General features: G+C 31.3%; 1 pseudogene. It reads right to left on the bottom strand.

Going from position 1 to position 952, the window contains the following annotated elements:
• A pseudogene (locus tag HMPREF2561_RS10670) lies at positions 1–729 on the bottom strand (IS3 family transposase); the annotation flags it as partial.
• Positions 730–952: the final 223 nt, after the last annotated feature.

Here is a 952-nt window from a genome sequence, read left to right as displayed (position 1 = left end):
TATAAATTCAACTTTGCAACAGAACCTAAATAAGTAATATCGGTTGATAATACTTCCATGGGACAACTCGCTTTAAATTGTCTTTGTAATAAATTGTCTGTTTTATAATACGGTTTACCTATCCTTGTCGTTTTTTAGGTCTAACTCGGCAGTTCAAATGATGCTTCTACATAATTCTCTGTACTCTTTTATGATTAATTGGTGATGTATAACATTGATTAATCAGTGCTGTAATCTTACGATAACCGTAGGTATAGTGGTTAGCTTCACATAATTCAATGACTTTTTGTGTTACAGTATCATTTTTATAGGTTTTGTTTTTCCATCGGTAATATGTTGATTTAGGTATGTTTAATACTTCTAGTATCAATTTGATTGAATAGTTTCCTTTTAATTGATCCACTAAATCTATGACTACTGTTGGTACCACTTCTTTTCCAATGCCTTGTACTTTTTTAAAATATCCAATTCTATATCTTTTCTCTTATTTTCTAATTTTAATTGTTCTACTTCTGACAGCTCTTCTAATCCTTTACCGTAGGTATATTGTTTACCAACGTGTTGTGAAAATCTATAACTTTCCCCATTTTGATACCATCGCCACCAAGTTTTCACTTGTGTTCTATTTCTAATATTTAATTCTTCCATAATTTCTTTTGTTGAAAATCCTGCTGATTTCATTTCAACAGCTTTATACTTTGTTTCTACTGAATAAGCAACTCTTTTCATAGAAAAAACACCTCCGCATGATTCATTTTAATATGAATTCAACGAAAGTGTTTTTATATAATTCCCACTAATTGGGGTCAGTTTACAGAAGCGTATCGTAAGTGAGGGGTTTTTTTAGCCGCTTCTCAAAGTGGGGCGGACGTATCATAACATATGAGGTTTATGAGAGAGAATTGCTGTTATGTTTTTTGATCACATCAATAAACAAAAAAGGTATGCACTA

This window comes from Staphylococcus sp. HMSC069E10 (assembly GCF_001809205.1).
GTDB classification, from domain to species: Bacteria; Bacillota; Bacilli; order Staphylococcales; family Staphylococcaceae; genus Staphylococcus; species Staphylococcus hominis.
This window is presented reverse-complemented; position numbering and strand designations above follow the sequence as displayed.